9 protein-coding genes and 1 pseudogene are annotated in these 6,471 nt (G+C 46.0%); 5 read left to right on the plus strand and 5 right to left on the minus strand.

From position 1 onward, the window contains the following. Window positions 1-125 precede the first annotated feature (125 nt). Both UH38_RS24345 and UH38_RS28415 read left to right on the plus strand, forming a co-directional pair. Window positions 126-785: pseudogene (locus tag UH38_RS24345) on the plus strand (zinc-binding dehydrogenase); the annotation flags it as partial. A 21-nt stretch (window positions 786-806) separates the two neighbouring features. After that, entirely contained in the window at window positions 807-899 is a 93-nt protein-coding gene (locus UH38_RS28415; protein WP_160296022.1) for an AraC family transcriptional regulator, read from the plus strand. 50 nt (window positions 900-949) lie between these two features. On the opposite strand, the gene UH38_RS28000 is transcribed toward UH38_RS28415, so the two are convergent. Then, window positions 950-1,072, minus strand: coding sequence for a hypothetical protein (locus UH38_RS28000; protein WP_268748918.1), 123 nt, complete (start codon window positions 1,070-1,072; stop codon window positions 950-952). Window positions 1,073-1,086: 14 nt separating this feature from the next. Between UH38_RS28000 and UH38_RS24350 the strand changes: the two genes are divergently transcribed. Continuing rightward, window positions 1,087-1,467, plus strand: coding sequence for a hypothetical protein (locus UH38_RS24350; protein WP_045057308.1), 381 nt, complete (start codon window positions 1,087-1,089; stop codon window positions 1,465-1,467). Between the two features lie 33 nt (window positions 1,468-1,500). Here the strand turns inward: UH38_RS24350 and UH38_RS24355 are convergent, their stop codons facing one another. From UH38_RS24355 to UH38_RS25770, 4 genes are all read right to left on the minus strand, one after another. Continuing rightward, window positions 1,501-1,788: a hypothetical protein gene (locus tag UH38_RS24355; RefSeq protein ID WP_045057309.1), complete on the minus strand. Its 288-nt coding sequence runs from the start codon at window positions 1,786-1,788 to the stop codon at window positions 1,501-1,503. Next, window positions 1,785-2,990 (minus strand): hypothetical protein, encoded by a 1,206-nt coding sequence (locus UH38_RS25155; protein ID WP_052672570.1) that lies wholly within the window; start codon window positions 2,988-2,990, stop codon window positions 1,785-1,787. The genes UH38_RS24355 and UH38_RS25155 overlap by 4 nt, the downstream gene beginning before the upstream one ends. A gap of 94 nt (window positions 2,991-3,084) precedes the next feature. Continuing rightward, window positions 3,085-3,897 carry a hypothetical protein gene (locus tag UH38_RS25765; protein ID WP_072044990.1) on the minus strand — a complete coding sequence of 271 codons (813 nt, stop codon included), beginning with the start codon at window positions 3,895-3,897 and terminating at the stop codon, window positions 3,085-3,087. A gap of 265 nt (window positions 3,898-4,162) precedes the next feature. Next, a complete protein-coding gene (locus tag UH38_RS25770) occupies window positions 4,163-4,513 on the minus strand; it encodes a helix-turn-helix domain-containing protein (RefSeq protein WP_072044991.1) in 351 nt (116 codons plus the stop codon). Between the two features lie 419 nt (window positions 4,514-4,932). Here UH38_RS25770 and UH38_RS24380 point away from each other — a divergent pair, with 419 nt between their 5' ends. Further along, a complete protein-coding gene (locus UH38_RS24380; RefSeq protein ID WP_045057310.1) occupies window positions 4,933-5,493 on the plus strand; it encodes a hypothetical protein in 561 nt (186 codons plus the stop codon). Window positions 5,494-5,597: 104 nt separating this feature from the next. Then, window positions 5,598-6,089 carry a hypothetical protein gene (locus tag UH38_RS24385; protein ID WP_045057311.1) on the plus strand — a complete coding sequence of 164 codons (492 nt, stop codon included), beginning with the start codon at window positions 5,598-5,600 and terminating at the stop codon, window positions 6,087-6,089. Window positions 6,090-6,471 lie beyond the last annotated feature (382 nt).

Raw genomic sequence — 6,471 nt, forward strand, 5'->3', positions numbered from 1 at the left:
ACGTTCTCCTCGCTCTACGGCAGCAATCGCCTTTTGGCGCAGGTCTTCACTGTAAGGGGCAGGCATAGGTGTTGTTTGTTTTTCTCTTTTTCTATTTTATGTCTTAACATGACTTTGTATGGCTATATCATGTGGCTGATGCAGCGATTGTTGCATTGAAGCCTGTAAATCTATCGCACATTGAAGCAGCTTCTTTCCCGCTTGCAGGCGGAACTGCTTGGGATTGTCTTGTGACTAGGGGCAATCTCCAAGCTGGTGAAACAGTTCTCATCCATGCGGGTGCAGGTGGAGTCGGTTCGATCGCAGTTCAACTCGCCAAAGCGTTAGGGGCATACGTTTTTGCAACTTGTAGTTCTAGAAACAGAGATTTCGTGACAGAACTGGGCGCCGATCGAGTAATTGATTACAAAAATGAAGATTACGTAGAAGTCATTCGTCAAGAAACAGATGGACTAGGTGTGGATTTAGTTCTAGATACGATCGGCAAAGAAACAATTCAGCGTAGTCTAGAAATAATTCGTCCCTTTGGTAGGCTTACAAGCATTGTAGACATTGCAATACCGCAATCGCTGCTTGAAGCATGGGGCAAGAATCTGACGATTCATTTTGTTTTTTCACCCCAGTACCGAGCAAAATTAGAGGCGTTGACAAAACTCATCGAGCGTCATCAGCTTCGCCCAGTGATTGATTCAGTATTGCCTTGGAATCAGGTCGTTCTGGCACATCAGCGTCTGGAGCAGGGAAGAACACGGGGCAAAATTGTGCTGGACTTTACAGAAAATTAGACCAGCTTTACGGAGTTGTCATTGCTAAACCTACAAGTCGGTTTCTCTAGTCAAAGCCATCTGACGCAACACTTTAAGCGATTCACTGGAATGACACCAAAGCAGATTCGCTAACGCCTTAAGAATCTGAAAGAAGTTGAGCGTTGACAATCATTACACTCAAGTTAGATCGGACAAGAATCCAATGCAGCTTGCATCAGACATACAACAACAGGATTGGCAAGCGATCGCACTAAGCAAGTAAAACGCCAACAGCAAGTAGAGGTACGTTCAATTGTATATTTCACTCATTCATTGCCTTATGGAAACCAAAGAACCAACCCTTGTTTTTGACCAAGAACGCGCTTCTAACTTTATGACGACAGCACAGGTACTTTTCGCCGCAGGGTCGGGCTTCGTAGGGCGTACTGCCGTCAGGTGGTTCCGCGATCAACATCCCGACATTCCGGTACTTGTCAGAGGGCGGAACCTGCAAGCGGCAAGCGAGGTTGCCCAGGAAGTGGGTGCCGCCGAAGCCGTTGCTATCGAGTTCGATCAGCCCCACTTGGGTCGCGGTAACGATGTCACCTTAACTACTGCGGTCATGTTGGCTCCTGAAGCTAGGCTTAGAGGTCTGAGCGAAAATGGCAGATTTTTAAGCGCACTGTTATTAGTTATGCTCGTAACTGATAAGTTTGGATAAGGAAATTAAGCTTGCTATTAGCGATCGCTTGCATTAACTTCCTTTACGCAGTGACCTAAACCGCACCTGTATAATCTTCCCTACTAGCGAACTATTCGTTTCACAAACAGTATTGCCCTGCTCATCCTCGATTGCAAGCTTCTGTACTATGTCGGTAATAATTACCCTAGTATGTGGATCGCCATCAAGTAGTGCTAGAAATTCCTGTCCAAATGTATAAGCAATTTTCTGACGTTGAGCCTCAATTTGCCGCCGCATCGCTCGTAGTTCTGCTTCCAGTTCGGCGATGCGCTTCTTGAGAGCTTGGGTACAATCGCTCATTCTATTCCTCCAGCCGCAATAAGCTCAATCTCCGACCAAGGCAACGAGCGCAACTGACTCCACAGCCTGCTTACCCCGCTAACCAAATGCACCATGATATCCCCGTCATGCGACTGCGAATACTCCATCAACCGTCGCTTGATTGCTTCATCCGCCCACTCCTTCCAGCCGCAGCCAGGTTTATTTAGCGATGGTTTTTGACCAGACTTGACGGCGTGAATAAACAAGCCAATCCCTGGTTTATTTTTCCAGGTAGCGATCGCCTGCTGAAAAAACTCTAAGGCATCGTCAACCCTGTCTGGATAGCGGTCAACAGCAGCAGCAAGAGCAGTGTTGAGGCGCAGGCTGTCTACAGATTCGTTAGTCAGCGCTGATAGCTTGGTTAGTAATTGAGTGCGAGTAGGGGATTCCAACGCTGACTCGCCCGTTGCGGCTTCATCTGTACGAGCGCTAGTGGGCTGAGAAGGCTGATTTGCTAGGGTAGGAGGAGGTAAATAGTTAGTCTGTTTATCCGCTATGGGTTGGGCAGAAATAGACGAGGCTACAGGGGTATCTTGGCAGGGCAACCCATCAAAATTATTTTGGACACGAAGGTCGCTACACGAACTGCCGAAGGCATCGCCAGGGGCGGAAAGACGATCATCATCAGAATCTATCGGCTCCTTATTTACCAATTCGTTTTTTGCTAACAGCGAAGTACAGGATTGAGCGATAACTGTCTTGTCTGTTTGCTTTTCTTCTTCCTCTCTCTGTTGGCTGTAAGGAGAGGTAGTTTTAGAAGTAGTAGATGCTGAAGTCTCTGTAGATGATCTGCTCAAAATGGGACTATCAAGTTGTTCAAATTGAGCAGATCGATCTAACCGATTTGAACAAATGCTAGAAATCAATACTTCCAGCCTTTGATAGTTAATGCTGTACCACTTAGTTTGATTCCACTGCCGTTTGTCGAACCGCTCAGTTTTAAGTAGGTTCATTCCTTCCAAGCGTGCGATCGCACGACGGATTGCACTCAAACTTAAGAAGGGAAATTGCTGCTGCCATGCTTGATAGGTATTGTAAATCCATCTGTAGCCGTTAATCAGGTGATTTGACTTCTCTAACCAGTAATGGATTTGTTGGAGAATAACTGCTTCGTGCAAGCCGATTTCTTTGGCTAAGTCTGGCGGGAGGAGTAAGGGATGCGGAGCAAGCGATGTCGTCATTTGCTTACCTCCTTGGCTAATGCGATTGCTTCCAGCACTGCGCGAAGCGCAATCGCAAAAGAAGCTACCTGGAAAAAGAAACGGGTTGGTTGTCTCATCTGCTACCTCCTTCGCCAAGCAAAAGCTGACGGTTGCCCACTTGGTAAGCAAATAAGCGCTGGATTTGGGGCAGGAGATGCCGAGGTAGCTTTAGGGTAGGGTGAGCAGTTAGCTCCCTTGACCAAGCGCCAGAATCTTTCCCTAGTTGCACTGAACTAAGCCACTGCCAGGTTTGGTCGTTATTCTTGAAACCCAGGCGCTTAGTTAAGTAGCCGATGGTCATGCCGTCACTTTGGGCAAGCACTCGTCCTTTGGAATCTACGGCAACTGTTTTCTCAACTACTTCGGTGCGGGTAACAATTGCATCGGGTTTACCGAGAACTAGCTCCACCAGACCAGAGCCATGCAAAGCAGCGATCGCATTTGTCGCTTGCATTAGCCGTTCTTGACTTTGTGCTGCGGCAGCTTGAGCTTGGGCGACTTGAAGCTCTAGTTGCAATCGTTCGATTTCTTGGGCTTGGGCAGGGATGACTTCTACTGCTTTTTTAGCAATCCGTTCGCACTCTAAAAAGTAGCGACGCACTTCTTTACCTTTAGTTGTTCCTGCCATCATTGCTAGCGACTTAAAACAATCAACGCTGAGGCTGATGGATTCAAATCGGACAGAACCTCCGCCCCTGTTACCTTCTACACGCTTAACCATTTGGTTAATGTGGTAATCGATGCCTTGCTCAAAGTTGTTAGTCAACTTATTTTTAGCTTTCTGCTTGGTTGAATAACCAAGCCATTTCCAACCAGCATCAAAATCTACAGGAAACTGCTCGGTTGATTGCACTAACGATAGTGCTAACTCATGCGAAAATTCCATAAGGCTGTACCTTGGGATAAACGACTTAGGTGCAACTGTGGGGCGATCGCCGAACTTGACGGGGACGCGATCGCTTCAAATATTTTCTAAAAATTGTTTAGGTGTTATCTGTAGTGGGCGGAGAATACCACCGAATGTGCTACTTTCTTACTTTGCGATAGGCAGTGAAAATTTTTGTAGTAGCCATAAGATTTGCTTAACTTGCCAATTGCATTGCGATTGCATTTGTACCAAATCTAAAAACTACTTGGAAAATGAAAACAGCTTAAGCTGACTCTGGTACTTCAGCAATAACAGTAAGGAATGAATGAGGACGATGATGCCCAATTTCAGGATTAGCATCATCCAGCTTTTTAACCTGCTCTAGCTTTTTAAGTACCTCTTGATTGGTAATTTGTTCTTGAGTCTCATCATCAGGTTCATAAATTAACAAGTCTCCTGGTTGACAATTAAGAGCTTTACAAAGCTTATTTAGGGCATCGTACTGTAGCCCTTTTGTCTTGCCATACTCAATCTTTTGGATATTTTGTAGGGTCATATCAACCAGTTGGGCTAACTTGTTCTGAGATAGCCCACGCGACTGTCTAATTTGTTTGAGTTGTACTTTCACCGCCATTGCCTCAGATTAACAGTTTTAGTGTAGCACTACTTACCAACAAAATGTTGTCCAACAAAATGATTAACTTACCAACAAATTGTTGGTAATATAGAGGCATGGATGAGGAAAGCAAACCGCCTCAGCTAAGAAGCAAAAATCCAGCGTTGCACCAGCCCAAGAATTTCAATCACAAACAACAAAGCAGCAGATGCGCGGAACTGCCGAAACACCGCCCGTAACCTGATAACAGCGAAGCCAAAAGCAGTAGTAGCGGTCAGAGGAGGAAACGCCCACGATAAGGCAACCTATGCCCTGCGGACTCCCACATATAAAAGCTTTGTTGATTAAACAACTTTCAAAAATTACAAAGCCTGCAAGCGTTCAATTTTAGCAGAGAGATCGCTTGCAGGCTTTGGTTCCCCGTACAGGAGATTTTCATGGTAACGCAACAAGAACAATCGCTTCAAGTAGCTACACCCAAAACCTGGGACAAAGCAACCACAAGCGTACAAGTCGGTGACTATATCCGCGCCCCGTTTACGCCCGTGATGCAAGTCATAGACAAAGACATCTACCCCGATGGTCAGACTTGGCTGTTGGTTAAACCTACCAATGCTTCATTCACAGAGCAATGGGTTGTAGAGCCAGAACAAGAGCCACAAAGCGAGTTCGAGCAAGGCTTACAGCATGGGCAAAACGACTCAGCACAAAGATTGCACCCCATATATGCACAAGCTAATTGCCAATACTCAGCCGGATATGTGCAAGGCTACAATGGCAAGCCAATTCCCCAGCAAACAAAAGCTCCTGCCAAGCCTTTGCAGTGGTCAGTAACATATAACGACAAGTGGCAGTGGTACGTTGTTTGGGTAAATGATCGTGCCATTGGTAGAGCTTTAACCAGCGAAGAAGCCGAGCGCATAGCTCAGAAGTACATTGCTGGTGAGAAATTTTGGCAGGAGCATCGTGGGCGAGTGTTAGCAGCATACGCCCACTAACGCGCGATGCCTTCGGCGGTTCGCTTTGCGACCATCGCATCAGGCGCTCTTGATTTGGGGTTAAGAGCGCCGCTTGTACTTACTTATTGCAGGCAGAACTCATTATGGACATCAACGAACTAACAAAGAACTTATGCGATCGCTCTGTTGCAATTGAACTGATTACTTGGCTGCGGGAGAACGAGCTATTGGCTAACAATTCGGGCAACGAGGTTACTGATACCGACCTAGCAGAGATATTCGCCTTCCACAGCCCAGAAAAGGGTGAAATACTAGCTCAGATTCATAAGCTATTAGCAGCAAGCAAACAGTCAACCTTTACCGATGCAATTGTTGACACCTGGGTAGAGCCAAAGTTCTCTAGGACAACTACATCTGCTCCCAAACGATGCTTGCAGAGTGAATCACCGCAGGCATCGCTAAAGCCAGTTACTATACTATCCTGCTTGCCACAGGAAGAGAGGGATTTAATTGTTTTAGCATTGATTAGCTTATTGCAAGCAGAAGGTGAAGATTTTTTGCTGGCAGAGGAACAAGTGAATCTAGCGGCAAGCATCCTGTACGTGGTTAGCAAACGATCTGGAGCAACTATCTAGAAGGAAAACTCTTTTTCCCAGCAGTTCTGTGATTAATGCTGACTCATAGCGAATATGCAGACATGAAATAGCGATGGTCGCTTCGCGAACCGCCGCAGGCATCGCATACAAGAAACGGCTTCTTAAAGTACAACTACTCACTACTTGAATCATCAGGATTAAAACAATGACATACGGTGCGATTCGTTGGTAGCCCAATCACGGTAATCAGTCCGTACATAAGCTACCCAACCTGACAGCAGATTACTGTCACTACGAGCCTATCCCACTAATATAAAAATCTGAGCTAGAATCAACGTAAAGGAGAAATAGACAGAACAAAGAAGAAGGAAAATGGCAGGTAGGTTTGAGGGGTTGAGCGACTTGGAATGGAAGTTATTTG

Origin of the sequence: Aliterella atlantica CENA595 (assembly GCF_000952155.1) — a bacterium.
Lineage (GTDB): Bacteria > Cyanobacteriota > Cyanobacteriia > Cyanobacteriales > Chroococcidiopsidaceae > Aliterella > Aliterella atlantica.

What these genes read in the sequence shown, in the direction of transcription:
- UH38_RS24350 (WP_045057308.1), top strand. Translation starts at nt 1,087, where the DNA reads ATGGAAACCAAAGAACCAACCCTTGTTTTTGACCAAGAACGCGCTTCT.
- UH38_RS24355 (WP_045057309.1), bottom strand. Translation starts at nt 1,788, where the DNA reads ATGAGCGATTGTACCCAAGCTCTCAAGAAGCGCATCGCCGAACTGGAA.
- UH38_RS25155 (WP_052672570.1), bottom strand. Translation starts at nt 2,990, where the DNA reads ATGACGACATCGCTTGCTCCGCATCCCTTACTCCTCCCGCCAGACTTA.
- UH38_RS25765 (WP_072044990.1), bottom strand. Translation starts at nt 3,897, where the DNA reads ATGGAATTTTCGCATGAGTTAGCACTATCGTTAGTGCAATCAACCGAG.
- UH38_RS25770 (WP_072044991.1), bottom strand. Translation starts at nt 4,513, where the DNA reads ATGGCGGTGAAAGTACAACTCAAACAAATTAGACAGTCGCGTGGGCTA.
- UH38_RS24380 (WP_045057310.1), top strand. Translation starts at nt 4,933, where the DNA reads ATGGTAACGCAACAAGAACAATCGCTTCAAGTAGCTACACCCAAAACC.
- UH38_RS24385 (WP_045057311.1), top strand. Translation starts at nt 5,598, where the DNA reads ATGGACATCAACGAACTAACAAAGAACTTATGCGATCGCTCTGTTGCA.